Source organism: Candidatus Pseudothioglobus sp. Uisw_016 (assembly GCF_048087635.1).
Taxonomy (GTDB): Bacteria; Pseudomonadota; Gammaproteobacteria; order PS1; family Pseudothioglobaceae; genus Pseudothioglobus.
This window is the reverse complement of the sequence record NZ_CP159806.1, coordinates 1,223,617-1,247,817: the sequence shown is the minus strand read 5'-3', so window position 1 is coordinate 1,247,817 and position 24,201 is coordinate 1,223,617. Positions and strand designations below refer to the sequence as shown.

Genomic DNA, 24,201 nt, shown 5'->3' with positions numbered 1-24,201 from the left:
ATTATGCATTATCGTATGCTCTTACAATATTTTTAACCAGTTGATGCCTGACAACATCTTGGGCATCGAAGTTACAAAAAGCAATTTGTTCAATATCTTTGAGAATTTTGATTGCATCTGTTAGTCCTGATTGTTTTGGATTTGGCAGATCAATTTGAGTAACATCACCTGTAATTACCATCTTTGAACCAAACCCCATCCGAGTCAAAAACATTTTCATTTGCGGTATGGTTGTATTCTGGGCTTCATCAAGGATGATATAAGATTCATTTAAGGTCCTTCCTCTCATGAATGCTAATGGGGCAACTTCAATAACTCGCTGTTCTATTAGTTTATTGACTTTTTCAAAGCCTATAAATTCATATAGTGCGTCATAGATTGGACGAAGGTAGGGATCAACTTTTTCACTAAGGTCGCCAGGAAGAAATCCTAGTTTTTCACCCGCTTCAACTGCTGGTCGAACCAAAACTATTCTCTTTACATCTGAACTTTCAAGAGCCTCAACTGCTCTTGCAACGGCTAAATATGTTTTACCTGTCCCTGCTGGACCAACTGCAAAAACAGCATCATTTTCTATAATTGCATTGACATAATTTTGCTGATTAGCGCTTCTAATATGAATATGTTTTCGACTGGTTTTAATTGTGACAGATTTTACTTCTCCATTAGGGCTGTTAAGTGATTTAATGCAAAGATCTATGTCACCAAAGTCGATTGCTTTAGTTTCAGATACAATAAGAAGGTCCTGCAAAACTGAAACAGCTAAAGCAGAATTCTCTCCTTTTATATTAAAGTCTGAACCTTTATTGGAGATATTAACGCCAAGGTTAGTGGCAATATTCTCAATATTTTTGTCAAGCCCTCCACAAATATTTGCTAGTTGCTCAGAGCTTTGAATGTTGAGTGTAAATTTCATGGGTTTTATTTTACTGAATTACTTTGAAAACAAATGTTAAGTTGCATGATTTGGTGCACTATTTAATTTATCATTTATCTTATGAAAATATTCAATATGTTTTTAAAGTTATTTATTTTAATAAGTTTTTTGCTGCCACTAAATTCCTACGCAAGCGATAGTGGTTGTGTGATTCTTGTTTATCATCGTTTTTCAGATGAAGAGCCAAAGTCTACAAGCACTTCACCAGATCTGTTTAATCAGCATTTAGAATATTTAAAGAAAAATAATTACCAGGTCCTTTCTTTAAAAAATGTTATTGAAAGCCTTAAAGCTAAACAAAATTTACCTAAGAAATGCGTTAGTTTGACTGCTGACGATGGTTTTTTGTCATTCTATACTGAGGCCTTTCCATTTCTAGTTGATTATCAATTTCCAATGACTGTCTTTGTATCAACGGAGTCTATTGATAAAAAATATGATTTAATGATGTCTTGGGATCAGCTTCGGGAAATGGCGCCTTTAATAGATGTTTATAATCACAGCAGTAAACACCTACATTTAGTTAATCAAGATACTTCAACACTAGAAAATGAAATCTCTTATGCTCAAGAGAGGATTGAAAAGGAGTTGGGTGTTAATGACAAATTTTTTGCTTACCCATATGGCGAGTATGACGATAAGACTTATTCATATCTAGATGCACTTGGCTACACTGCATTTGGACAACAGTCTGGAGTTGCAAGTCAGACCAGTGACTTTTTAAATTTACCTAGATTCTCAATGTCAGGGCCTTATGCAAAAATGGACAGCTTTTCACTGAAAGTCCAAACTGTGGACATGCCAATTAAGAGCTATAGTCCTAAGTCTTTAATAATTTTAAATGATTACAAGCCCTTATTAGATTTAGTTTTTTCAAGGCCACTGACTACTTATGAAAAAAATAACTTTTCTTGTTTTGTTTCTGGACAGGATCTAGCAGACCTTCATTGGAGCGGCCTTCAGGCGGTAAGTATTCAATCAAAAGCCCCACTCTTGACAGGAAGGAGTCGCTATAACTGCACTATGCCCTATAAAGAGAAAGGTCGATATTATTGGTATTCTAAACTCTGGTTAAGGTTGTAGTTTTAAATTAACTCTGCTTGAAGCGAGTTTCCTATACCGTCAGTAATTTTAACTGATACGATTTGTCCAATTAATTGCTCATTGCCAATGAAGTGAGCTGTTCTCATGTTTTCAGTCCTACCTGACAACGTTGCTCCTTTTTTTGAGCTACCTTCTACAAGGACTTTTTGTATACTTCCAATCATTGATTTAGAGATTTCTTCAGTATTTTTATTAAGTTTGTCTTGAATTACCACTAATCTTTGTTTTTTAGTTTCAGCGCTCACATCATCGTCAAAACTTGATGCTATTGTCCCAGGCCTTTTTGAGTAAATAAAACTAAATGATTTATCAAAGCCAATCTCTTCAATTAAATTAACTGTGTCATTAAAGTCCTTTTCAGTTTCACCAGGAAAGCCAATAATGAAATCTGAAGATATAGAAATATCAGGTCTAATTTTCTTTAAATTTCGAATCTTAGATTTATATTCAATAGCGGTATGTCCACGTTTCATAAGCCCTAAAACTCTATCAGAGCCACTCTGAACTGGCAGGTGAAGATGTGATACTAACTCCGGAACTTCAGCATAAGCTTGAATAAGCCTGTCGCTAAACTCTACTGGATGAGAAGTTGTATAGCGAATTCGCTCAATGCCTGAAACTTGCGCAACAATGGCTATTAAAAGTGCTAAATCAGCAACTTCGCCATCATCCATTACGCCCATAAAGGAGTTTACATTTTGACCAAGCAGGTTGATTTCTTTAACGCCCTGATTAGCTAAAATTTCCACTTCACGAATTACATCATTAAATGGTCTAGAGATTTCCTCACCTCTTGTATATGGAACAACACAAAAAGTACAGTATTTACTACATCCCTCCATTATCGAAACAAATGCTGTTGCGCCATCACTATGAGGCTCAGGCAAGTGATCAAATTTTTCAATTTCTGGGAAAGAGATATCAATGCTTATTTGATTTTCATTAAGGGCTTCATTTAGCATATTTGGAAGTCTATGAAGTGTTTGTGGGCCAAAAATCATATCAACATAGGGCGCTCTTTTAAGAATAAGATCGCCTTCTTGTGAGGCGACACAGCCACCAACACCAATTACTAAGTTTGGCTTCTTTTCTTTTAATTTTCTCCAGCGACCCAATTGATGAAATAATTTTTCCTCGGCTTTTTCACGAATTGAGCAAGTATTTACCAATAGAACGTCAGCCTCAGTAATGTCTTCAGTTAATTCGAGACCATGAGACTCTTTAAGGACGTCACCCATTTTATCTGAGTCGTACTCATTCATTTGACACCCAAAGGTGCGAACGTATAATTTAGAGATGCTCATTTATGTCTTTTGAATATGCAAAGTCTGAGTTGGATAAGCAATCTCAGCATTATGATCTGCAATTATTTGAGCAATATCAAGGAGAAGCTTGCCTTTCATTTTCTTAAATTCTCCTACCTCAGTATCGGAACTAAAGGCCCAAATTACGAAATCAAGTGAAGACGCGTTGAATACATCAAAGTATACTCGGCAGGGCTGATCATTCGCAATATGCTTGTTCTTTGCTAACAAGCCTTGAACCTTTTCAATAATACTTTCCATTTGCGCAATATCATCGTACCTTATTCCAATAACCTCATAAATTTGACGGTTAGTCATTCGAGAAGGGGTTTCAATAGGAATGGTTGCAAAAATTCCGTTTGGAACATAAACTGGATTTTTACTAAAGGTTCTAATTCGCGTCATTCTCCAGCCAATTTTTTCAACAACGCCTTCGATACTTCTATCTGAAGTGCGAATCCAATCTCCAGTAGAAAAAGGTTTGTCCATTTGAATCATAAGACCGCCAAAAACGTTGGCAAGCATGTCTTTAGCAGCAAAACCTACGACAATACCACCGACACCACCTAGGGTTAGTATTGAAGAGATAGCGTAGCCATAAAATTGAGCAACTCCAAGAATAATGGCAAAAACAAAAAGGATTTTCATTAATCGAGCAAATAACCTTACAGAATCTTTATCAAAGCTTCCTTCAGATTCAAGCATAAAGTTTTCAACGCTTGAAATTAATCTTAAGATTCCCCATGCCAAAATAAATACAGGTGTAATGCTTATGTAACTAACAATTTGACCAAGTGACTGAATTTCTGATGTTAGTTCACGCAATGACAAGTATAACCATCCATACCAAATTAGAACCTTAAGAGGGGCGGAGATTGCACGAATTAAGTGGTCATCTATTTGCGTTTTAGTACTGCCAGAATGTTTTGTGATTTGCTTAAGAACAAAGCTTAAAGCAATGTGAACAATAACAGCAAGTACTAGCAGAGCTGCAACCATCTGAAATGGACTAATGTTTTGGATAAATTCATTCATTAAAGATATTTTAAAGGATTAATAGGTTCTTCGTATTTTTTCATTTCGAAATAAAATAGTTTGTCGCTGGTAAGAGCAATTAGCCCACCTTTTTGTATGATATCACCCTCACTTACAAGTAGCTCTTGATTTTGGTTGTAAATACTATAGAAGCCATAAGCATGCTTGATAATAATCATTTTTCCATAGCTTGTCATTTTATCACCGCTATATACTACTTCGCCTTTTCTTATTGCCCTTACTTCTTGACCGGCAGAATTGTTGTAAGTTAATCCAAAGTGACTGTCTTTTTCAGAGTAGGTTTTAAGTATTGACGCGTCAATAGGCAAAGACCAGTCATTGTTAACATTTGAATTACTGGTTTTTGCTTTAGTGTTTTGTTGTAAAGCCTCTACTTTGTTAAATGATTTTTCAACAACAGTAACTTGTCCAGCATCATTGGTAAAGCAGCCAGAGAGAAAAATAAGTAAAAAAAGAGTCAAAAATTTAGTATTCATACCACACAAATAAAATAATAATAAAAATAAGTAAGTAGCCTAGCCAATCTATGTACTTATTTAACCATTGATCTGCCATTTTTCCTAATTTTCTTACTAGAAACGAAACTAAAAAATATCTAGCACCCCTTGCAATTAAAGAAAAGGCCACAAAGGGGATAAGTGCCATGGACATCATTCCAGCGGAAATAGTAAATAGCTTGTATGGAACTGGACTAAAGCCAGCGATAAGAATAATCACAATTCCATAAGTATTAAAATAAATTTGCGCACTCTCTAGCTTTGATTCGTAACCTAGGTTAGCAAGTAAAGGCCCAATTTGATCCATAGCAAAGACTCCAATATAATAGCCAGCTACTCCACCAAGTACAGAAGCTAGAGTACAAATCGTTGCAAAATAGTAGGCCTTCGATCTATTTTTTAGAGACATAGAGGCCAACAATAAGTCCTGAATTGGCAATGGTAGAATCGAGGACTCTAAAAAGCTTATCAGAGATAGCCATAAGATTGCAAATCGACTGGCTGACCAATCTAAAATTTTGCTATATACGAAGTGAAAGGGCCTCATTGACTTATGAGGACTTATTTTTTTAACATTGGGAAGCCAAGTCTTTCCCTAGAATCAAGGTAAGCTTGAGCTACTTTTTGGCTCATTGACCTTACCCTACGAATAAATCTTGCTCTGTCTGTGACGCTTATTGCTCGCCTCGCATCAAGAAGGTTAAAAAGATGCGACGCTTTCATAGCTTGCTCATAAGCAGGAAAAGGAAGGCTCTCTTCAATAAGTTTTAAGTTCATTACTTCAGCTTCATCAAACTGCCTAAAAAGAACTTCAATATCTGCAAGTTCAAAGTTGTATTTCGATTGTTCAACTTCATTTTGATGGAAAACATCCCCATAAGTTAAGCCTTCTGTCCAAATAAGGTCATAAACGCTATCAACACCTTGAAGGTACATTGCTAACCTCTCTAAACCATAGGTTAATTCTCCAGAAACAGGCTTACATGGTAGGCCACCAACTTGCTGGAAATATGTAAATTGACTCACCTCCATGCCATTAAGCCAGACCTCCCAACCAAGGCCCCATGCACCTAATGTTGGTGATTCCCAATTATCCTCAACAAACCTAACGTCATGCATCTTTAGGTCAATACCAATAAAAGATAACGAGTCAAGATAAAGGTCTTGAATATCACTTGGAGAAGGCTTTAATAAAACCTGAAATTGATAATAGTGCTGAAGGCGGTTTGGGTTCTCTCCGTAACGACCATCACTTGGTCTTCTTGAAGACTGAACATATGCAGCTTTCCATGGCTCAGGTCCTATTGATCTCAAAAAGGTTGCTGGATGAAAGGTTCCCGCGCCAACTTCCATATCAAAAGGTTGAGTAATAGCGCATCCTTTTTCAGCCCAATAATTTTGTAATTTGAGGATTAAATTTTGAAATGATTTAGTTGTATCGAGTTCTGAGGCTGACATTAATTTGAACTAAAAATAACAATAACAAAAATTTTACCTCACCAACAACTTTTGAGGGTTAGCATTTATATTTTTGTATTGAATACTATTAAAAAAAATGCGGGAAGATTTCCCGCATTTTTTATTTAACTAAGAGAAAGCTTAATATTTATAAGTCTCTGACTTAAACGGACCTTCTTTAGGAGTATTAATGTATTTTGCTTGAGTGTCAGTCAGAATGGTCATTACGCCTCCAAAGCCTCCAACCATTCCAGCAGCTACTTCTTCATCAAGTTTCTTTGGAAGAATCTCGACTGTGACATTCGCAGCTTTTTGATCATTAGGAAGGTCAGCAAATTTTTTCTCAAAAAGGTGCATTTGAGCTAAAACCTGGTTTGCAAAAGAGCCATCCATAATTCTAGACGGGTGGCCAGTTGCATTTCCTAGGTTAACTAAACGACCTTCAGACAACAAAATTAAGTAGTCGTTTTTATTTTCAGAGCGATATATACGGTGGACTTGAGGTTTTACTTCATCCCATTTCCAGTTATCACGCATATATAAAGTATCAATTTCATTATCAAAGTGACCAATATTACAAACTAAAGAGCCTGCTTTTAGGCATCTTAGCATCGCCGAATCACAAACATTTGTATTACCAGTTGAAGTAACAATTAAATCAGTAGTGCTCAGTAATTCTTTATTAATGCAATCCATTGAGCCTGTGTTAATACCATCGATATAGGGTGAAACAACCTCAAAACCATCCATACAAGCCTGAAACGCACAAATAGGATCAACTTCAGTAATCTTTACAATCATTCCTTCTTGGCGAAGTGACATAGCAGAGCCTTTACCAACATCACCATAACCTATTAGAAGCGCCTTCTTTCCTGACATTAGCATGTCTGTACCGCGCTTTATAGCGTCATTTAATGAGTGACGACATCCATATTTATTATCATTTTTTGCTTTAGTAACAGCATCATTAACATTGATCGCTGGAACTTTAAGCTCACCACTTTCAATCATCTCTAGAAGGCGATGAACACCTGTTGTAGTTTCTTCACTGATACCATGGATTTTATCAAGCATTTCAGGATATTTTTCATGAACCATGCCAGTCAAATCGCCGCCATCATCTAAAATCATGTTGGCATCCCATGGCTTACCATTGTGAAGAATAGTTTGCTCAATGCACCATAAAAATTCTTCTTCAGTTTCACCTTTCCAAGCAAAAACCGGAATATTTTTTGCAGCCATCGCAGATGCAGCATGATCTTGGGTTGAAAAAATATTGCAAGATGACCAGCGAATTTCAGCGCCTAAATCTATTAGCGTTTCCATCAGGACAGCGGTTTGAATTGTCATATGAATGCAGCCCATAATTCTTGCTCCATTCAAGGGCTGCTCTTTTCTATATTTTGATCTAAGAGCCATTAAAGCAGGCATTTCAGCTTCTGCTAACTCGATCTCTTTACGCCCAAATTCTGCCAAATTAATATCAGCAACTTTGTAGTCAAGGTTAAGATCAGCAACTTTAAAGCCAGTATTATCTATTGTTGATTCGCTCATTTTATTTCCTATTAAATTGAAAAAAAATGAGCGTCGTTTTGGTTACCAAGCCTGATTGAGAAGTATCCCAATGCAACGCTCCTTGGTAAGTTTGATATTATACAAAAAAATAATTAAAAAAGAAACTATTTTAACAAATCTGCTTTATCAGTTTTCTCCCAACTAATTGAGTCTTCAGTTCTGCCAAAATGACCATAGCTAGCAGTTTGTTGATAGATAGGGCGTTTTAAATCCAACATTGCGATTAAGCCTTTAGGCCTTAGATCAAAGTGCTTTCTAATCAATGCCACTATTTCATGGTGAGGAATTTTTCCAGTTCCAAAAGTATCAACACTAATACTCGTTGGCTCTGCAACGCCAATTGCATAAGAAACTTGAATTTCACATCTTTCAGCAAGTCGAGCTGCCACAATATTTTTTGCAACATATCGAGTTGCGTAAGCTGCACTTCTATCAACTTTTGATGGATCTTTTCCAGAAAAAGCACCGCCACCATGTCTAGCCATACCGCCGTAAGTATCTACAATAATTTTTCTTCCGGTAAGTCCAGCATCTCCAACAGGACCACCAATTACGAAGTTACCAGTTGGATTAATATGGTACTGAGTATCATTTGTTAGCCATTTTTCTGGCAAGATCGGCTTAATAATTTCTTCAAGTATCGTTTCTCTAAGCTCTTCTAATGAGATGTCACCGTCATGCTGCGTTGAAAGAACCACCGCATCAATTCCTACAATTTGATTGCCTTCATAAATACAAGAAACTTGGGATTTTGCATCAGGGCGAAGCCAAGGTATGGAGCCGTTTAGCATTAGCTCTGCTTGTTGTTTAACAAGTTGATGAGAAAGCATAATAGGTGCTGGCATTAATTCATCTGTTGAATTTTCAGCATAACCAAACATGAGCCCTTGATCACCAGCACCTTGCTCGTGATTTTCACTTTCTGTAACGCCCATAGAAATGTCTTGTGACTGTCTGCCTAAGAGGTTAGTTACTGAACAAGTGTTCCCATTAAAGCCATATTCTTCTTTGTCATAACCTATACCAAGAATAGTTTTTCGAACCACTTCTTCATAATCAATTTGAGCGTTAGTAGTTATTTCTCCTGCCAAGACAACTTGATTATCTTTAACTAAAGTTTCAACAGCAACTCTTGAATTGATGTCTTGTTTTAGTGCGGCGTCGAGAATAGCGTCAGAGATTTGATCACAAACTTTATCAGGGTGACCGGCAGAAACAGATTCAGAGGTAAATATCATAGTGCATTCCTATAAAAAATAAAAAAACCATTAAAGTGGGTTTCTCAGGAAAACACCAACTTTAGCTTATTTTAGTCATCTTAGTGACAACGCTAGCAATCGAAACAAATCAGCGTGTAAGGATTATATAATCTTTTATGATCGAATGCAAAGGTTATTCCAAGCTAACCCTTAAAGCCACTGCACTTATAAATGGAGCAGTTATAAGACTAATAATAAGAATTGAGCCTAAAAAATAGAGCTGACCATTAATTGAAAGGTTGAATTGTGATTGAGAGACTGCGCTTGTTGCAAAAATTAAAATAGGTATGTAAAGAGGAAGTATTAATAAAGATAATAACATTCCAGAGTTTTTTATACTAACAACTAATGAAGCCCCTATAGAGCCTATCAGGCTCAAACAAGGGGTGGCTAAACACAGCGTTAACATTAAAATATAGATGCTATTAGAGTCTAAAAATAGGGCTACTCCAAGTAATGGCGAAAGTAATATGATTGGGAGCCCACTAAGTATCCAATGCGCAGTAGTTTTAGCAAGGAGGATTAAGGGAAGTGGGTGATGTGAAATAACTATTTGCTCAAGAACGCCATTATCATAGTCGGAGTGAAACAAGGAGTTGAGTGATAAAAGTACTGCAAGCATTGTAATAACCCAAATAATACCAGGCGCTATATTCATTAATGTTTCAGCATCTGGGCTTATAGCAATTGGAAATAATGAAATAGAAATAACAAAAAACATTAGAGGATTAAGAAAGCTAGATGGATTTCTAAATGCCATTTTTAAATCTCTGGTTAGAGTTGTTAAAAAGATATTCACAGGGAAATCTCCTTAAGACTTTTAATATTGCAATCTTGATGGGTTGTTAAGATACATAAACCGCCATTTGCACAATGCTTTTCAATTTGATTTTCAATTATCTTGATTCCATCTGAGTCTAGTGCGGTGAAAGGCTCATCAAGAAGCCATACTTTCGACTGACTAATAAAAAGAAGTGATAATGCTACCCTCCTTTTCTGGCCTGCAGAAAGGTTTCCAGCAGACTCATGTTCATAATTTTCTAATCCAACTTCTTTTAAAGCGTCATGAAAATTTGGCGATAAAATTTCTGCATTTAGATTGGTTAAATATTCTAGATTTTCGATGCAGCTAAGCTCCGAACTTAAAGCAGCATAGTGACCAAGATAGAGAGTTTCTATTTGATATTTTTCGCTATTTGATTGATTTTGGTCGAATTCTATGGAGCCCAGCTCTGGAGTATTAAGTCCAGCAATTATCTTTAGAAGTGAGGTTTTTCCTGATCCATTTTGACCAGAGATTCTAAGGACTTCACCAGAATTTAATTCAAAAGATAAGTTTTCAAAGAGAAGGTTATAGCCTCTTTGGCAACTTAAGTTATTAACCGATAGCTTTGACATATCATTATTTTAGTTGATAAGCTCAATAAAGGCGATAGATTCGAAGTAGCTTAGGGCTTAATTTAAAGACACATTCTTTTATTAATTAGAGTTTAATAATCCCTCTAAGCCACTCTTGTCAATTTCAGATAACAGATTACCTGAAAATATAAGCCTTAAGCGGTATCTAATTTCTATCTCACCATCAATTGTTGAGTGATTAATGTAGTCCCATTGATATTGATGAAAAGGGTCAATAATGCTTGGCGAGCCAATCAAATTCATAACAGACTGCTTTGACATCCCTAATTGAAGCTGATTAACTTCTTTAATATCTAAAATTACTCCTTGCAGAATTGTTGGTTTATATACATCAATTGAGGGCATCTTAGGCTTAGCCCAGCTTGGCAGTGATAGCTTAGGCATTTTTGGTAAATCTGGCATAGTAAACTTTGGCAGTTTAGGAAGTTCAGGCGCCTTAGGAAGAGAATTAGAACACCCAGTCAAGATAAGACAGCCAAGTAGAATAAAAGTTAATCTCTTCATCATTAGTTAAAACATATAAAATATAAATAAGATTTTACCTTAAGGATTTTTAAATGGATGCAGAAGATTTAAAAAGTGCTGGTCTTAAAGTTACTCTTCCAAGACTAAAGATTTTAGAAGTTTTGGAGAAATCACCAAACCATCATTTGAGTGCTGAGGATATCTATAGAGTTCTGATTGAACAAAATGAAGAGGTTGGTGTTGCAACAATTTACCGCGTTTTATCTCAATTTGAAGAATCTGGAATTGTTCAGAAATTAAATTTTGAAAATAACCAGGCTGTCTATGAGTTATGCGGCTTAGAACATCACGACCATCTAGTGTGTGTGAAGTGCAGTAAGATTATCGAATTTCAAGATGATGTTATTGAACAACATCAGCTTCAAATTGCAAAAAAACATGGCTTTGAGTTGACTGATCATTCACTATACCTTTATGGCTTATGCAAGGACTGTCATTAAGTTTTTTTTTAGGGCTTTATAAATTATGGATGATTTTATTTATAGGGCGCTAATTGCGGCAATTGGCGTATCAATAATCGCAGGCTCTCTGGGTTGTTTTGTTATTTGGAAGCGCCTTTCATATTTTTCGGACTCTATTTCACATAGTGCGCTTTTAGGTGTTGCTCTTGGACTTGCAACTGGACTGGGTATTAATTTTGGTTTGGTTATTGTTGGAGGACTATTTGCAACTCTGATTGTTTTTTTGCAGCAAAAAGACTTCTGGTCGAGTGATGCTGTGCTAGGTATCTTCTCTCATATTTCTCTGTCGCTAGGTATTGTCGTTCTAGGCTTTATTGGGGATCAAAATATAGATTATTTTTCTTATCTTTTTGGAGATATATTATCCATAACCTCTAAAGATATCTATTGGATATTTTCTGTTATGATTGTTGTTATTTTTCTATTATTTATTAATTGGAAAAAACTGTTATTACTCACACTTAATGAAGAATTAGCCAAAGCTGAAGGCGTTAATAAAACCTTTTATGAGCTACTTTTTATGTTTTTAATAGCACTGGCTGTGTCTGTTTCAGTCCAAATTGTAGGCGTTTTGTTGATTACCTCTTTACTAATTATTCCGCCTGCAATAGCTCGAGTTTTTTCAAACTCACCTATAGCAATGATTTTTAGCTCAATGATCATATCAATTGTTTCTGTTTTATTAGGGCTTTACACTTCAATTACATTTGATTTAGCAACCGGTCCTGCCATAGTTATTACTTTAGGAGTTTTCTTTTTTATTGCCCAATTCCTTCCAAATAGAGGCAGTTAAAGGGATTCATTAAGTGCGGTCAATTGGTTGGTTTGTTGCTCAATTACTAGTGGGTCTATAATTGCCTCTAATTCACCCTCCATGACTTCGCTTAATTTGTAGAGCGTTAAATTAATCCGATGGTCAGTAACCCTTCCTTGGGGGTAATTGTAAGTTCTGATTCTTTGAGAGCGGTCACCACTTCCAACAAGTTCTTTTCTTTGAGAGGCCTGCTCCTTCTGTTGTTCTTGTTGTTGAGCATCCAAAATTCTGGATGCTAGAACTGATAAAGCTTGAGCTTTATTTTTATGCTGAGAGCGGCCATCTTGGCATTCTACAACTGTTCCAGTAGGAATATGAGTTACGCGAACTGCAGAGTCAGTTTTGTTGACATGCTGACCTCCAGCTCCAGAAGCTCTAAAGGTATCAACCCTTACATCATTCATATTGATATTAACTTCTTCAATGCTAGAAACTTCTGGCATTACAGCAACGGTGCAAGCAGATGTATGAACTCTTCCTTGAGACTCCGTTTCAGGAACCCTTTGAACGCGATGAGCGCCGGATTCAAATTTAAGTTTTGAGTAGACGTTGGTGCCACTTATTCGAGCAATAATTTCTTTGAAGCCACCATGCTCTCCTAAATTAGAGCTTAATATTTCTAGCTGCCATTTAGATTTTTCTACATATCGAGTGTACATTCTATAAAGATCACCTGAAAAAATACTTGCCTCATCTCCACCTGTTCCTGCTCGAATTTCAATAATAATATTACGTGAGTCGTTCGGATCTTTTGGAAGAAGTGATTTCTTAAGATCTAATTCTAGTTGCTCTAAAATCTTTCGACCTGAAACAATTTCCTCCTCAGCCATTTCTTTAATGTCTTGGTCATCTTCCTGGAGAAGAACTTCTGCAGCATCAATATCAGCAGCGACTGATAAGTATTCAATGTACTTGTCATTTATTGGGCTTAATTGAGAGTGCTCTATGGAAAGCTCTCTAAATTTATTTTGATCAGAGGCAATAGACTGATCTGAGAGCATCGCGTTGATTTCTTCAAGGCGCATGGATAATTGCTCTAATTTAGTAAGGATTGATTGATTCATTAGTTGTCGATCTTAGAGGGATTTGTTATATCTTTTTCGACTATTTCATGAGAGTCAGTTTTAAGACTGCTAGGATTTTTTAAATTCTCTAAAGTTTTGTGTAGTAATTTATTAGTAAGTTTGTCAGCAAGCTCCTCAACCACTAGGTCAGGATTTGAGCCTGATTTAAGTTTTCTTAAGGCAGTTTGTAATAGCTCATCTTTAAGTAAATTTGCTTGCCTTCTATGATTTTTAATTATCTCTTCATTAGGAATATTCTTTGCCCATTCAATAAAATCAACACTTTTTGCATTAATTATCTTCTTAGCAATAACTTTTTCTTTTAGTCTTTCTTCTAAATTGCTATTAGCAATTTGCTGTAAATCATCCACACTATATAGAAATACATCTTCTAGTTGATTCGCCTCTGGTTCAATGTCTCTAGGAATAGCTAAATCAATAAGTAGCATTGGTTTATGTTTTCTTTGATGAAGAACTGTTTCAATTAAGCCTTTTCCAATAATTGGAATAGGCGCTGCTGTTGAGGAGATAACTATATCCGCCCTATGAAGATTTTCAGATAGGCTTTTTAATGAAATCGCCTCGGCATCATGCTTAATTGCAATTGGCTGGGCATTTTCTATAGTTCTATTTGCAAAAATCATTTTTCTTACACCTCTTTTACTAAGGTGCTGAGCACTTAGCTCAATCATCTCTCCAGCACCAATAAGCAAAACAGTTTGGCTTGATAGGTTTGTAAATATTTTTTCACTTAGCTTAACAGCGCAATAAGCAACTGAGACTGGTGAAGAACCTATATTTGTATCAGTACGAACTTTTTTTGCGATTTTAAAGACATGTTGAAATAATTTTTCTAAAATTTTATCTAAAGCGCTTTCATTCTTAGAAAGCTGATAAGCATCTTTTAGTTGACCAAAAATTTGAGGTTCGCCTAGAACTAAAGATTCTAATCCACAAGCAACATTACATATATGTTGTACGGCTTCATTTTCTTCATAATAAGAAACATACTCAATTAAAGAGTGATGATCAATACCGTGACTGGATGCTAAAAATTTTATTAAAACATCACGAATATTCTTTGAGTCATGGGAGACGTAAATTTCTGACCTGTTGCAGGTAGAAAAGATAACGCAGCCTTTAATTTCTTTGAGTGAGAGTAGAGAAGAAATAGCAGGCGCAAGCTCACCATGAGCAAAGGCTACTTTTTCCCTAATTGCTACTGGGGCTATCTGATGGTTTACACTCAGTATTGCAATATTCGACATTTAAAAAAACGAAAATAATTTAATCTATTAATTATACATTGTCTATTCAATTTCATCAAAAGATAAAGCAGTTTAAGATAAAGTGATAGTTTTGTATAATTAATAAATATAGCTATCTATTGGTCTAAAATAAAGACCATAAAATTTAAAACAATTATTAAAGATGATTGAAGAGGATAGTCTAGTTGGCGGAGAAAATCAAAATAATGAGGATCTAAAGGTTACCTCAGTTAGGCCAAATTCATTTGCAGATTATATTGGCCAAGAAGATGTCAAATCACAAATGTCTTTATTTATTCAGGCAGCAAAGTCACGCTCAGATGTTCTTGATCATTGCCTAATTTATGGGCCTCCTGGATTAGGTAAGACGACGCTTGCCAATGTTATTGCCAATCAAATGGGTGCAGGTATTAAACAGACGTCTGGCCCTGTTCTGGAGCGCTCTGGAGATTTGGCTGCAATACTTACTAAGCTTGAACCATTCGATATTCTTTTTATAGATGAAATTCACAGGCTTAACCCAGTTGTTGAGGAAATTCTTTATCCCGCATTAGAGGATTTTAAACTCGATATTTTGGTAGGAGAGGGCGTTGCTGCCCACTCAGTCCAGCTAGAACTGCCACCATTTACTCTAATTGGGGCAACTACTAGAGCAGGAATGCTTACTTCACCTCTGAGAGATAGGTTTGGAATAGTGCATCGTTTGACTTTTTATAATGTTAAAGAGCTGCAAGAGATAGTAGAAAGGTCCGCTTCAATTTTAAATATTGAAATCGAAGGCCAAGGCTCCTTAGAAATTGCTAAGCGTTCAAGAGGAACCCCTAGAATAGCTAATCGCCTTTTAAGAAGAGTCCGTGATTTTGCAGATGTTAAAACAAATGGTGTAATAAATATACAAATTGCAAAAGAAGCTCTTGAAACGTTAAAAGTTGATGAGGCAGGCCTTGAACAGCTCGATCGAGATTACCTTAGCCTCATTATTACTAAGTTTTCAGCGGGACCGGTAGGACTTGATACTTTAGCTACTGCGCTTGGTGAAGAGCGATCAACCTTAGAGGACATGATTGAGCCTTACCTTCTTCAGCAGGGTTTTATAATGAGAACACCGCGCGGTAGAATTGCTACAGACCTTGCTTTCTCTCATATAGGAGAGGTTCGTCTTAGCCATACTCAAGACTTGTATGGTAAATGAGTAGTTTAAATGTAAGAGTCTATTATGAAGACACAGATGCTGGCGGTGTTGTTTATTATGCTAATTATCTAAAGTATATTGAAAGGGGTAGGACTGAGCATCTTCGTGAACTTGGTTTTGAGCTAGCCACTATTGCAGAAGAGATTGGGCTAGTCTTTATTGTGAAGTCTATGAAGGCAGATTATTTATTACCTGCTTTTCTTGATGACACTATTGAGGTTCAAACTAGTATTGAATTAGTTAAACATGCGAGCTTAATTTTTGCTCAGAAAATAACGAATATAGAGAAAAATACGGTATTATTTGAGGCTGAAGTAAAGGTAGTTTCTGTATTAAAAAATAATTTAAAGCCTTGCGCTTTTCCGCAAGAAATCATGGAGAAACTAAATGGAAGAAAATAGCTTATCAATTGTTGGCTTAATATTTAGCGCTGGACTTGTTGTTCAGTTAGTTATGATTATATTGGTCTTGATGTCAATTTACTCTTGGACTGTAATTATGTCCAAGAAAAAGATTTTGATGGATGCATCCAATGATGTTGAAAATTTTCACCAAGAATTTGAAAGAGAAAGTGAGCTATCTGTTCTGTATAAAAATCTACCTCCTTTAGCCTCTGACTGGACTGCAATGGAAGATATTTTTGGCTCTGGATACAAAGAGTTTACTCATAGCAAGTCCACGTCTAGTCAATTACGAATTATGAATTCTGAAAGAGCTTACAGGTCAATGAATACTTCTGCGAGTAATGAGATTGATCGGCTTGATTCTAGTCTTTCTATTCTTGCGATGATTGCATCATCGAGCCCTTATATTGGTCTTTTTGGCACAGTTTGGGGAATCATGCATTCATTTATTGGTCTTGCATCAGTTAAGCAGGCAACGATAGCAATTGTTGCTCCTGGTATTGCGGAAGCTCTTATTGCAACTGCTTTTGGACTTTTTGCGGCAATACCGGCTACTATTGCTTACAACAGATTAGTTTCGCATGTTGAAGAGATTGGTAATAAGTACACCGCATTTGTGGAAGAGATTTTTGTAATCCTACAGAGACAAAAATGATAGAACTGCCTAGGCGCTCAAGGCCTGATATCCATGCAGATATCAATATCGTTCCGTATATTGATGTAATGTTAGTCCTTTTAGTTATCTTTATGATGACTACTCCAATTATTGAGCAAGGTGTTGAGGTTGACTTGCCAAGCGCCCCTGCTGGAGTTGTTGATTACCAAGACCAGCAGCCTTCAATTATTTCAGTTGATGTAGATGGAAACTACTTTATAAATCCAATGACCAGTCCTGGAATGGACGCGATTGAAGATCTTGAACCAGTTTCATTAAATGTGGCTATAAATCAAGTGCTTGCTCGAAAAGAGATTTATCCAGATATGCAAGTTTTTGTTAGGGGTGATAAAAAAGTAGCTTACGAAAAAGTTATTGAAATTATTGCTGTATTAAAACAGTATGGCAAGATTGATAAGGTTGGCTTTATGACCGAAAACCCAAATTAGTTGAATTCTAATTATGAATTTTTTTAAAAAAATTACTCAGTTTTTTAGTAACTTAATACCTAAAAAAGCAGAAGTAGACTCAGAAGAAAAAGATAAAGGGAAGTCTTTAGATGTGCAAGAAGCTAAAACCTCTGGATTTAAAAATTTCATTATTAAGGCTTCAAGTGTTCTTTATAAGTACCTAAAAAAATTCGTCTTATTTATTTTAGGCCTCATCAATACAATGATGCAGCCAATGGTTAAGATATCTAAAAAACATCCAATCGCTTTTTGGGCCGCAGTAATCCTACATGCATCTCTTCTATTTGGTTTACTGTATGCAAATGTTGAGCGCTGGAGTCCTCCAGAGCAAAACTCAAGTATCTTGCCTTCTGCGCCAGTTCAAGCAGTTATGATTGATATGGAGATAATTGAAGCAGAGCAAGAGCGCTTAAAAGACGTAGAGAAACAAAAGCAACAAAAGATTAAAAGTGAAGAAAAGAGATCAGAAACTGCCCAAAAAGATCAGAAAGTTGCAGAGCAGGAGGCTTTAAAGGCAAAAGCTAAAAAAATTATGGCAGAACTTCAGCGTAAATCAGAAGAGGCCAAGACTAAAGAGGCTGAAATTCAAGCGAGCAAAGCTAATGAAATAATTGCTGATGCTGAAACAAAGACAAAAATTGAACAGGACAAGGCGAAAAAAGCTGAAGTGAAACGTATAGCTGAAGAGGCTAAGACTAAAGAGGCTGAGATTCTTGTTGAGGCTGCGGCTAAAAAGATTGAGCTTGCTGAGGCAAGACGAAAGCAAGAGGAAGTTAAAACAAAACTTGCAGAAATAAAACGAAAAGCTGAAGAGGTTAAAACCCAAGAGGCAGAAATATTAGCAAAAGAGGCAACTGCATTAGTAAAAGAGGCTGAAGCAAAAACTAAAGCTGAAGAGCTTAAAGCAAAAGAGGCTGTATTGCTAGCCCAAGAAACAGCTAGGGACGCTGAAATACTTGCAAAAGAAGTTGATAAGCAAGTTAAGAAGGCAGAAGCAAAACGTATAGCTGAAGAGCTGAAATTAAAATTAGCAGAAGCAAAGCGCGTCGCATTAGAAATTAAAATTAAAGCAGCTGAGGTTAAGCAAAGCACTATTGAAGCCAAAACTAAAGATGCTGAATTACTCGTCAAAGAGGCTTCCAAACAATTAGAAGAAGATCAGCAGAATAAGGATCTATTGGAATTAGAAATAGCAGCCCTTAAGGAGGCTGAAGCTGAAATTCAATATAGACAGCTCCTTGCGAAAGAAGTTCAAGATGAGCAAGATACAGCAAGATCATTAATCATTGAGGATCAACTTAATACCCTTCAGAATGCTTATATAAATAATATAGCGGCCAGAGTTAAAACCTTTTGGAGGTACCAGTCAGCTGAAGATGATTGGACAGCTGAAGTTTATGTTGTTCAAGATAGAGATGGAAATGTTAAGGCGGTAGATGTTAAAAATGCTAATGTTGGTAATAGTTCTCTTGGAAAGTCATTCAAGGACTCAATTGAAAGAGCTGTAAATAAAGCCTCACCACTTCCTGGGGCTCCTGATGAGGCTGTATTTGACAAAGAGCTTTACTTTATATTTAGTGTAAATTAACCTAAATATTACCTATGAAAACACATGATTTTTTATTGGAATTAGGAACTGAAGAACTGCCTCCAAAGCTTCTATTGAAGCTTTCAGAATCCCTTAAGAACAATATTGCTGATGAACTTAAAAAGATTAATATTTCTTCATCTAGTATCGTGTCTTTCGCTACCCCAAGGCGCTTGGCTGTATCTATTAAAGAGCTACAAAGCAAACAAAAAGACCAAGTTATAGAAAAAAAAGGCCCTTCAACAGAATCTCCAGAAATGGCGATTAATGGCTTTGCAAAATCTTGTGGAGTTGATTTAAGTCAGCTTGAAAAAAAGCAATTAGGCGGCAAAGAATACTACTTTTACTCAAAAGAAGAGGCTGGTCAAATTATTAGTAGTCTCTTGCCAAGAATCATAGAAAGCTCAATTAAAAATATTCCAATTACAAGGGCAATGAAATGGGGCAGTGCAGACCATTCGTTTGTTAGGCCCGTCCACTGGCTTGTTGTAATGCTTGATAAAGAGATTGTTCCAGCACAAATAATGGGACTTGAAAGTGGAAGAGTTACAAGGGGTTTAAGATTTCAAAAAGATCTTACTATTGAACTTTCACACGCGAGCGAGTATGAGTTGGTTATGTCAAAAAGTGCTCAAATCATTGTTGATTTTAAAAAGCGTAAAGAGATTATCCGTGAGCAGGTTTTATTAGTAGCAAAGCAAAATAATGCTGAAGTAGTTATAGATGAATCTTTGCTGGATGAAGTTTGTGCCCTAGTTGAGTACCCTAGAGCTTTTGCTGGAAAGTTTGATGAAAAATTCCTATCAGTTCCTCACGAGGCTCTGATATCGGCAATGAAGTCACACCAAAAATACTTTCATTTAGTAGACAGTAAGGGTGGTTTGTTACCATTATTTATTTCTGTTGCAAACATTGAATCGAGTAATTTAAAAGTAGTTATTGAGGGCAATGAGAGGGTTATTCATCCTAGACTATCAGATTCTGAGTTTTTTTGGAACCAAGATAAGGCCGTCAGACTTGACCAGAGAATAGATGGGCTGGATAACGTTTTATTTATGAAGTCTCTTGGCTCCATGGCTCAAAAAGCGAAACGGATAGAGCACCTAAGTTTTTATATTGCTGAATTGGTTGGATTTGATCCTAAAGAATCTTCTCGCGCCGGTCTTTTATGCAAATCTGATCTTTTAAGTGAAATGGTTGGTGAATTTGCAGATTTACAAGGAATTATGGGTGGTTATTATGCCCTTAATGACGGAGAGTCAAAAGCTGTTTCAATAGCTATTAGAGAGCACTATCAACCTCGGTTTTCAGGAGATACATTACCCTCCACAAGTGAAGGTCTTGTAGTTGCAATCGCGGATAAGCTAGATACTATTACTGGTATTTATGGAATTGGACAGGCTCCAACAGGCTCTAAAGACCCCTATGCACTTAGAAGGCTAGCTCTTGGATTGCTACGAATACTGCTTGAGGCCAAAATAGAATTAAACCTTAAGTCATTAATTAAATTTTCTCTAGATTTACACCTAGAGGAAGTAGATAGAAGCATCTCTGACTCAATCTATAAATTTATGATGGAGCGACTAAAAGCCTACTATAAAGATGCTAATATCGATAGCAACGTCTATGAAGCTGTTTTGGCAGTTAGTCCAGATTCACCGTTTGATTTTCATTTGAGAGTTGAAGCGCTTAATGAGTTTACTCAAAGTGCTGATTCCAAGAGCTTGATTGAGTCAAATAAAAGAATTGCAAATATTCTTAAAGATTCAACTGAACATCATAATGACCTTAATTCAAAGGCGTTAATTGAAGACTCAGAAAAAAATCTTTATAAAGCTACAGAGTTACTATCTAAACAATTATCAGATAAGAAAGATTACAAGACGACCATGCGCTCGTTGCTTGAATTAAAAGAGGTGATAGATACATTCTTTGATAATGTTATGGTTAATACAGAGGATTTAAAAGTACGTGAGGCTCGACTTGCTCTGATTAGTCGAGTTAGAGCTCTGTTTTTATCTGTTGCTGATATTTCTCACCTCTCATCATAACTAAATGAAAGCTTTGCTTCAAAGAGTAAGCTCATCAAAGGTTGAAGTTGAAGGAAAAGTAGTGGGTCAAATTAGTAAAGGTCTGCTAGTTTTTATTGGTATTGAGAAGCAAGATGACATGATGTCTTCAGATAAGATGGTAAAAAAAATACTCTCATATCGAGTTTTTCCAGATTCAGATGAGAAGATGAATTTAAGTATTCGTGATATTAATGCAGAGCTTTTAATTGTGTCTCAATTTACTCTTGCAGCAGACACTAAGAATGGAACAAGGGCAGGTTTTTCAACATCAATGCTTCCAACTGAAGCAGAAAAACTATACAATTATTTTCTTGAAAAAACTCAATCTATGGGTACTATTACTGAAAGCGGTATTTTTGGAGCGGATATGCAGGTTTCACTTGTTAATGATGGGCCAGTAACCTTTCTTTTAGAAACTTAAGTAATTTATGCTTTTATCTGTCTTCAATATATTTTCCAATATTTATTATGAGTAGCAATAATAAAATTTATGGTATCAAGAACTGTGACACCGTCAAAAAAGCTCTTAAGTATTTATCTAGTAATGATATAGCTCATGAATTTATAGACTTTAGAGTCGATCCAATTTCAAAAAATGAACTTCAAAAAATGATTGAAAAAGTTGGATTGGAGGTTCTTATAAATAAGCGCTCAACCACCTATCGAACATTAACTGAAAGTGAAAAAGATAATATTGATTATGAGTTAATTTTGAAATACCCAACTTTAATTAAGAGGCCAGTTATGATAAGGGATGACAAAATAATGGTGGGCTTTAGTGAGCAGAAATATTTAGATTTTTTTAGCTAGGTTTGCTTTTGATCTTCAAGCTCTTTTCTTACTTCATCCATGTCAATTGATTTAGCTTTTTCTAATAAGTCTTCTAAGTCTTTCCCAGACATAGACCCTGGCTGTGAAAAAATTCCAATTCCATCTCTAAAAATCATTAAAGTTGGGATTGATCTAATTTGAAATTGAGCGCCAAGTTCTTGTTCATCTTCAGTGTTGACTTTAGCAAAGGTCACCCCATCAACCTTCTCAGAGATTTCTTTAAAGGTTGGAGCAAACTGAATACATGGACCACACCAAGGAGCCCAGAAATCAATAATTACAATTTCATTATTGTTAATAGTCTCATCTAAATTTGCTTGTGAAAGCTCAATTACTGCCATAAATTTTCCTTTTAAAAATTTTTAAAAAATATTATAACTTTTTTACTAAAATACTGGTTAGTTTTTACATAGCTGATAAAATATCCCAATGAAAATACTTGGTATAGATCCTGGCTCTAGAATTACTGGTTTTGGTTTAATTGAGGTAAATAAACTAAAATTTACATATCTTAGTAGTGGTTGTATCAGAACTCAGGGTGATTTAAATGAGAGAATTATTACAATATATGAGGGCGTTAAAGAGGTTATCGCCAAGCATGAAATTGATATAGTCGTCATTGAAAGAGTATTCATGAGGCCTGATAGGCCAAATCCTGATGCTGCAATTAAACTTGGACATGCTCGCGGCGCTATTATTTCTGCTACTGGAGGCCAAGGTATTCCAATTGTAGATTACACAGCCAATCAAATTAAAAAGGCAGTTGTTGGAAGAGGTCACGCATCGAAAGAGCAGGTTTCTTTTATGGTACAGCAGCTCCTGAAATTAAATAAAGCACCGCAAGAAGATGCTGGAGACGCTCTTGCAGGAGCAATTTGTCATGCTTACCATGCGCTATAAAAATTAACTAAAGTAAACCTTTACTTCACCAAATCCTGGAAGTTTTTTTATAATTTCGCTGAGATCAAAATTGATTGTACTAATTTCATTATTATCTAAATAATCCACCGAAAGATAAAAGTCCACTAGTATTTCACCCTCTAGATAGTGCAGTTGGGTTCTTTCAATTTCATAAGAGCAATTCTCAAGTTTGAGCGACTGACTAATGATCTTTAATGCTTGGGCTCTCTCTGGAAGGTCCTTATAAGGCGCATCTTCTTTTTCTTCATCATTTTCAGGATCAATGTGAACAGTAACGTCATCAAGCTCCTCTATACATTCTTTCGCAACTCTCTCAACGCTAACACTTATTATATGACCCTCACTAACGGATAAAAATGGATTGACCTGGACATGAACGTCAGCCGATTTTTTATGACCAACTTTTCTGGTTCTTAATGTATGAACGCTATTTACACCTTTAATATCAGCAAGTGCTTTATGAAGATTTTTTATGTCTTCTGGATCAATTGAAGTATCTACTAATTCTTTAGTCGCTTCAAATCCAAGTTGCCAGCCAATATAAATAATCATTAAGCCAACTATAATTGCAGCAACGCTATCTAGGAAAAAGTATCCATTGGCAGCACCTATTATTCCAATAACAACAACTATAGAGGAAAATGCATCAGTTCTATGATGCCAAGCATTTGCTTTAAGTAAGTCAGACTTAATATTTTTAGCAACTTTAACTGTATACCAATACAAAGCTTCTTTACTAAGAATTGATAATGCAGCAGCAGCAATTAACCAGTTTTCGTGCTTTAGAGCATTGGAATTGCTGAAACGACCAAATCCATCAAAAATAATAATAGTACCAACTATTGCTAAAAAGATACTTAATCCTAAAGTCGCAACCGTTTCAAATCTTTCATGTCCGTAAGGATGATCCGCATCGGGCGCTTCTCCAGAAAGTTTTGCGGCATACCATGCAACCCAGTCCGTGAGGAGATCTGAGAAAGAATGAATTCCATCTGCAATAAGGGCTCCTGATTGACCTATGATTCCGAGAGAAACTTTTATAACAGAAAGTAAAAAATCAATAATTGCTCCTATAACGGTAGCTTTTTGACTTTCTTTAGTGCGATTTATAGAGTGCATTGATAACTTAATAGTTCAAGTACTTAACGACCTATTTTAAGTTAAATGCCTTTATTTTTTCATTGAAATCATTTAATTTAAATATTTTTTTAAATATAGCTTGCAATTGTTAATGATAATGAGTATCATTATCATTTAATAAATAATTAATTAAAGGTTCGAAATTGATTACTAATAAATTCAGCTTCCTAATGCAATCTCCTAAGAT

Annotated in this window: 27 protein-coding genes and 1 riboswitch; of the genes, 12 read left to right on the top strand and 15 right to left on the bottom strand. The window is 35.8% G+C overall.

The annotated features are described in order from the left end of the window. Position 1: 1 nt before the first annotated feature. Positions 2-916, bottom strand: coding sequence for a PhoH family protein (locus tag ABXT69_RS06310; RefSeq protein ID WP_416677430.1), 915 nt, complete (start codon positions 914-916; stop codon positions 2-4). Between the two features lie 81 nt (positions 917-997). Between ABXT69_RS06310 and ABXT69_RS06305 the strand changes: the two genes are divergently transcribed. After that, complete coding sequence (locus ABXT69_RS06305; RefSeq protein ID WP_416677428.1) at positions 998-2,020, top strand: polysaccharide deacetylase family protein; 1,023 nt, start codon at positions 998-1,000, stop codon at positions 2,018-2,020. A 2-nt stretch (positions 2,021-2,022) separates the two neighbouring features. On the opposite strand, the gene miaB is transcribed toward ABXT69_RS06305, so the two are convergent. The 10 genes from miaB to ABXT69_RS06255 form a co-directional block, all read right to left on the bottom strand. Further along, the gene (gene miaB / locus ABXT69_RS06300; RefSeq protein ID WP_416677426.1) at positions 2,023-3,345 is read right to left on the bottom strand and encodes a tRNA (N6-isopentenyl adenosine(37)-C2)-methylthiotransferase MiaB; all 1,323 of its coding nucleotides are present in this window, start codon (positions 3,343-3,345) and stop codon (positions 2,023-2,025) included. After that, positions 3,346-4,380, bottom strand: coding sequence for a mechanosensitive ion channel family protein (locus ABXT69_RS06295; protein ID WP_416677424.1), 1,035 nt, complete (start codon positions 4,378-4,380; stop codon positions 3,346-3,348). Next, positions 4,380-4,877 (bottom strand): murein hydrolase activator EnvC family protein, encoded by a 498-nt coding sequence (locus ABXT69_RS06290; protein ID WP_416677422.1) that lies wholly within the window; start codon positions 4,875-4,877, stop codon positions 4,380-4,382. Before ABXT69_RS06290 ends, ABXT69_RS06295 begins: the two co-directional genes overlap by 1 nt. Next, positions 4,867-5,307 carry a YqaA family protein gene (locus ABXT69_RS06285; protein ID WP_416677420.1) on the bottom strand — a complete coding sequence of 147 codons (441 nt, stop codon included), beginning with the start codon at positions 5,305-5,307 and terminating at the stop codon, positions 4,867-4,869. Before ABXT69_RS06285 ends, ABXT69_RS06290 begins: the two co-directional genes overlap by 11 nt. Before the next feature lie 152 nt (positions 5,308-5,459). Beyond that, on the bottom strand, positions 5,460-6,356 hold the full coding sequence (glyQ, locus tag ABXT69_RS06280) for a glycine--tRNA ligase subunit alpha (RefSeq protein WP_416677418.1): 897 nt from the start codon (positions 6,354-6,356) through the stop codon (positions 5,460-5,462). Positions 6,357-6,497: 141 nt separating this feature from the next. After that, positions 6,498-7,910 carry an adenosylhomocysteinase gene (gene ahcY, locus ABXT69_RS06275; protein ID WP_416677416.1) on the bottom strand — a complete coding sequence of 471 codons (1,413 nt, stop codon included), beginning with the start codon at positions 7,908-7,910 and terminating at the stop codon, positions 6,498-6,500. A gap of 21 nt (positions 7,911-7,931) precedes the next feature. After that, positions 7,932-8,000: riboswitch (S-adenosyl-L-homocysteine riboswitch) on the bottom strand. Positions 8,001-8,035: 35 nt separating this feature from the next. Beyond that, positions 8,036-9,169, bottom strand: a complete 1,134-nt coding sequence (gene metK / locus ABXT69_RS06270) for a methionine adenosyltransferase (RefSeq protein WP_416677414.1) — start codon at positions 9,167-9,169, stop codon at positions 8,036-8,038. A 154-nt stretch (positions 9,170-9,323) separates the two neighbouring features. Then, positions 9,324-9,989 (bottom strand): heme exporter protein CcmB, encoded by a 666-nt coding sequence (ccmB, locus tag ABXT69_RS06265; protein WP_416677412.1) that lies wholly within the window; start codon positions 9,987-9,989, stop codon positions 9,324-9,326. Next, complete coding sequence (ccmA, locus tag ABXT69_RS06260) at positions 9,986-10,588, bottom strand: cytochrome c biogenesis heme-transporting ATPase CcmA (protein WP_416677410.1); 603 nt, start codon at positions 10,586-10,588, stop codon at positions 9,986-9,988. The genes ccmB and ccmA overlap by 4 nt, the downstream gene beginning before the upstream one ends. 81 nt (positions 10,589-10,669) lie before the next feature. Continuing rightward, complete coding sequence (locus tag ABXT69_RS06255; RefSeq protein WP_416677408.1) at positions 10,670-11,116, bottom strand: outer membrane protein assembly factor BamE; 447 nt, start codon at positions 11,114-11,116, stop codon at positions 10,670-10,672. Between the two features lie 50 nt (positions 11,117-11,166). Between ABXT69_RS06255 and fur the strand changes: the two genes are divergently transcribed. Both fur and ABXT69_RS06245 read left to right on the top strand, forming a co-directional pair. Then, on the top strand, positions 11,167-11,574 hold the full coding sequence (fur, locus tag ABXT69_RS06250) for a ferric iron uptake transcriptional regulator (protein ID WP_416677406.1): 408 nt from the start codon (positions 11,167-11,169) through the stop codon (positions 11,572-11,574). Positions 11,575-11,599: 25 nt separating this feature from the next. Continuing rightward, positions 11,600-12,388 carry a metal ABC transporter permease gene (locus ABXT69_RS06245; protein ID WP_416677404.1) on the top strand — a complete coding sequence of 263 codons (789 nt, stop codon included), beginning with the start codon at positions 11,600-11,602 and terminating at the stop codon, positions 12,386-12,388. Here the strand turns inward: ABXT69_RS06245 and prfA are convergent. Together prfA and hemA are read right to left on the bottom strand one after the other, a co-directional pair. After that, positions 12,385-13,473: a peptide chain release factor 1 gene (gene prfA, locus ABXT69_RS06240; RefSeq protein ID WP_416677402.1), complete on the bottom strand. Its 1,089-nt coding sequence runs from the start codon at positions 13,471-13,473 to the stop codon at positions 12,385-12,387. The two genes, ABXT69_RS06245 and prfA, sit on opposite strands and share 4 nt — an antisense overlap. Beyond that, positions 13,473-14,741 (bottom strand): glutamyl-tRNA reductase, encoded by a 1,269-nt coding sequence (hemA, locus tag ABXT69_RS06235; RefSeq protein ID WP_416677400.1) that lies wholly within the window; start codon positions 14,739-14,741, stop codon positions 13,473-13,475. The genes prfA and hemA overlap by 1 nt, the downstream gene beginning before the upstream one ends. A 163-nt stretch (positions 14,742-14,904) precedes the next feature. Here hemA and ruvB point away from each other — a divergent pair, with 163 nt between their 5' ends. The 8 genes from ruvB to ABXT69_RS06195 are packed head-to-tail and all read left to right on the top strand — an operon-like array spanning position 14,905 to position 21,932. Continuing rightward, on the top strand, positions 14,905-15,933 hold the full coding sequence (gene ruvB / locus ABXT69_RS06230; protein WP_416651212.1) for a Holliday junction branch migration DNA helicase RuvB: 1,029 nt from the start codon (positions 14,905-14,907) through the stop codon (positions 15,931-15,933). Continuing rightward, the gene (gene ybgC, locus ABXT69_RS06225; RefSeq protein ID WP_416677398.1) at positions 15,930-16,334 is read left to right on the top strand and encodes a tol-pal system-associated acyl-CoA thioesterase; all 405 of its coding nucleotides are present in this window, start codon (positions 15,930-15,932) and stop codon (positions 16,332-16,334) included. Before ruvB ends, ybgC begins: the two co-directional genes overlap by 4 nt. Next, entirely contained in the window at positions 16,321-16,992 is a 672-nt protein-coding gene (gene tolQ / locus ABXT69_RS06220) for a protein TolQ (RefSeq protein WP_416651210.1), read from the top strand. The genes ybgC and tolQ overlap by 14 nt, the downstream gene beginning before the upstream one ends. Further along, the gene (locus ABXT69_RS06215) at positions 16,989-17,441 is read left to right on the top strand and encodes an ExbD/TolR family protein (RefSeq protein ID WP_416651209.1); all 453 of its coding nucleotides are present in this window, start codon (positions 16,989-16,991) and stop codon (positions 17,439-17,441) included. The genes tolQ and ABXT69_RS06215 overlap by 4 nt, the downstream gene beginning before the upstream one ends. Before the next feature lie 13 nt (positions 17,442-17,454). Then, the gene (locus tag ABXT69_RS06210; protein ID WP_416677396.1) at positions 17,455-19,050 is read left to right on the top strand and encodes a TonB C-terminal domain-containing protein; all 1,596 of its coding nucleotides are present in this window, start codon (positions 17,455-17,457) and stop codon (positions 19,048-19,050) included. Positions 19,051-19,064: 14 nt separating this feature from the next. Further along, positions 19,065-21,101, top strand: a complete 2,037-nt coding sequence (glyS, locus tag ABXT69_RS06205) for a glycine--tRNA ligase subunit beta (RefSeq protein WP_416677394.1) — start codon at positions 19,065-19,067, stop codon at positions 21,099-21,101. 4 nt (positions 21,102-21,105) lie between these two features. Next, positions 21,106-21,543, top strand: a complete 438-nt coding sequence (gene dtd, locus ABXT69_RS06200; protein ID WP_416677392.1) for a D-aminoacyl-tRNA deacylase — start codon at positions 21,106-21,108, stop codon at positions 21,541-21,543. 47 nt (positions 21,544-21,590) lie between these two features. Continuing rightward, positions 21,591-21,932, top strand: a complete 342-nt coding sequence (locus ABXT69_RS06195) for a Spx/MgsR family RNA polymerase-binding regulatory protein (protein ID WP_416677391.1) — start codon at positions 21,591-21,593, stop codon at positions 21,930-21,932. On the opposite strand, the gene trxA is transcribed toward ABXT69_RS06195, so the two are convergent. Further along, positions 21,929-22,294 carry a thioredoxin gene (gene trxA / locus ABXT69_RS06190; RefSeq protein ID WP_416677389.1) on the bottom strand — a complete coding sequence of 122 codons (366 nt, stop codon included), beginning with the start codon at positions 22,292-22,294 and terminating at the stop codon, positions 21,929-21,931. The genes ABXT69_RS06195 and trxA overlap by 4 nt on opposite strands. Positions 22,295-22,382: 88 nt before the next feature. On the opposite strand from trxA, the gene ruvC reads away from it, so the two are divergent. Further along, complete coding sequence (gene ruvC, locus ABXT69_RS06185) at positions 22,383-22,853, top strand: crossover junction endodeoxyribonuclease RuvC (RefSeq protein WP_416677387.1); 471 nt, start codon at positions 22,383-22,385, stop codon at positions 22,851-22,853. A 3-nt stretch (positions 22,854-22,856) separates the two neighbouring features. On the opposite strand, the gene ABXT69_RS06180 is transcribed toward ruvC, so the two are convergent. Beyond that, entirely contained in the window at positions 22,857-23,993 is a 1,137-nt protein-coding gene (locus ABXT69_RS06180; protein ID WP_416677386.1) for a cation diffusion facilitator family transporter, read from the bottom strand. Positions 23,994-24,201 lie beyond the last annotated feature (208 nt).

Coding starts and splice junctions, on each gene's coding strand:
- ABXT69_RS06310 (WP_416677430.1), bottom strand. CDS start 916: ATGAAATTTACACTCAACATTCAAAGCTCTGAGCAACTAGCAAATATT.
- ABXT69_RS06215 (WP_416651209.1), top strand. CDS start 16,989: ATGATAGAACTGCCTAGGCGCTCAAGGCCTGATATCCATGCAGATATC.
- ABXT69_RS06295 (WP_416677424.1), bottom strand. CDS start 4,380: ATGAATGAATTTATCCAAAACATTAGTCCATTTCAGATGGTTGCAGCT.
- dtd (WP_416677392.1), top strand. CDS start 21,106: ATGAAAGCTTTGCTTCAAAGAGTAAGCTCATCAAAGGTTGAAGTTGAA.
- miaB (WP_416677426.1), bottom strand. CDS start 3,345: ATGAGCATCTCTAAATTATACGTTCGCACCTTTGGGTGTCAAATGAAT.
- ABXT69_RS06195 (WP_416677391.1), top strand. CDS start 21,591: ATGAGTAGCAATAATAAAATTTATGGTATCAAGAACTGTGACACCGTC.
- ABXT69_RS06290 (WP_416677422.1), bottom strand. CDS start 4,877: ATGAATACTAAATTTTTGACTCTTTTTTTACTTATTTTTCTCTCTGGC.
- trxA (WP_416677389.1), bottom strand. CDS start 22,294: ATGGCAGTAATTGAGCTTTCACAAGCAAATTTAGATGAGACTATTAAC.
- glyS (WP_416677394.1), top strand. CDS start 19,065: ATGAAAACACATGATTTTTTATTGGAATTAGGAACTGAAGAACTGCCT.
- tolQ (WP_416651210.1), top strand. CDS start 16,321: ATGGAAGAAAATAGCTTATCAATTGTTGGCTTAATATTTAGCGCTGGA.
- glyQ (WP_416677418.1), bottom strand. CDS start 6,356: ATGTCAGCCTCAGAACTCGATACAACTAAATCATTTCAAAATTTAATC.
- ABXT69_RS06255 (WP_416677408.1), bottom strand. CDS start 11,116: ATGATGAAGAGATTAACTTTTATTCTACTTGGCTGTCTTATCTTGACT.
- ruvB (WP_416651212.1), top strand. CDS start 14,905: ATGATTGAAGAGGATAGTCTAGTTGGCGGAGAAAATCAAAATAATGAG.
- ABXT69_RS06180 (WP_416677386.1), bottom strand. CDS start 23,993: ATGCACTCTATAAATCGCACTAAAGAAAGTCAAAAAGCTACCGTTATA.
- hemA (WP_416677400.1), bottom strand. CDS start 14,741: ATGTCGAATATTGCAATACTGAGTGTAAACCATCAGATAGCCCCAGTA.
- prfA (WP_416677402.1), bottom strand. CDS start 13,473: ATGAATCAATCAATCCTTACTAAATTAGAGCAATTATCCATGCGCCTT.
- ybgC (WP_416677398.1), top strand. CDS start 15,930: ATGAGTAGTTTAAATGTAAGAGTCTATTATGAAGACACAGATGCTGGC.
- fur (WP_416677406.1), top strand. CDS start 11,167: ATGGATGCAGAAGATTTAAAAAGTGCTGGTCTTAAAGTTACTCTTCCA.
- ahcY (WP_416677416.1), bottom strand. CDS start 7,910: ATGAGCGAATCAACAATAGATAATACTGGCTTTAAAGTTGCTGATCTT.
- ABXT69_RS06245 (WP_416677404.1), top strand. CDS start 11,600: ATGGATGATTTTATTTATAGGGCGCTAATTGCGGCAATTGGCGTATCA.
- ccmA (WP_416677410.1), bottom strand. CDS start 10,588: ATGTCAAAGCTATCGGTTAATAACTTAAGTTGCCAAAGAGGCTATAAC.
- ABXT69_RS06210 (WP_416677396.1), top strand. CDS start 17,455: ATGAATTTTTTTAAAAAAATTACTCAGTTTTTTAGTAACTTAATACCT.
- ABXT69_RS06305 (WP_416677428.1), top strand. CDS start 998: ATGAAAATATTCAATATGTTTTTAAAGTTATTTATTTTAATAAGTTTT.
- ruvC (WP_416677387.1), top strand. CDS start 22,383: ATGAAAATACTTGGTATAGATCCTGGCTCTAGAATTACTGGTTTTGGT.
- ABXT69_RS06285 (WP_416677420.1), bottom strand. CDS start 5,307: ATGTCTCTAAAAAATAGATCGAAGGCCTACTATTTTGCAACGATTTGT.
- metK (WP_416677414.1), bottom strand. CDS start 9,169: ATGATATTTACCTCTGAATCTGTTTCTGCCGGTCACCCTGATAAAGTT.